This is a genomic window from Streptomyces sp. NTH33 (assembly GCF_003236365.1).
Lineage (GTDB): Bacteria > Actinomycetota > Actinomycetes > Streptomycetales > Streptomycetaceae > Streptomyces.
Map to the genome: position 1 here is coordinate 1 of NZ_POTZ01001195.1, position 251 is coordinate 251.

The 251-nt window shown below is 69.3% G+C and carries 1 pseudogene; it reads right to left on the reverse strand.

From position 1 onward, the window contains the following. A pseudogene (locus C1I97_RS42400) lies at window positions 1–251 on the reverse strand (hypothetical protein); the annotation flags it as partial.

Sequence of the window (251 nt, forward strand, 5' to 3'; positions counted from 1 at the left end):
GGCAGCACCGGCGCCGACCGGTCCAGCGCCTGGATCTGCGACTTCTCGTCCACGCAGAGGACGATGGCCCGCTCGGGTGGGTCCAGGTACAGGCCGACGACGTCGCGGACCTTCTCGATGAACTGCGTGTCGGCGTACGGGCTCTGGTGCAGAGGTGCGTACGGGTTGATCTGCAGAGGTGCTCCGGCGTGTCTGGCCGGGGGCTGGGCCGGTGGGAGGAGCCTGTCGCTGACGTTGTGCGGCGATGAGGG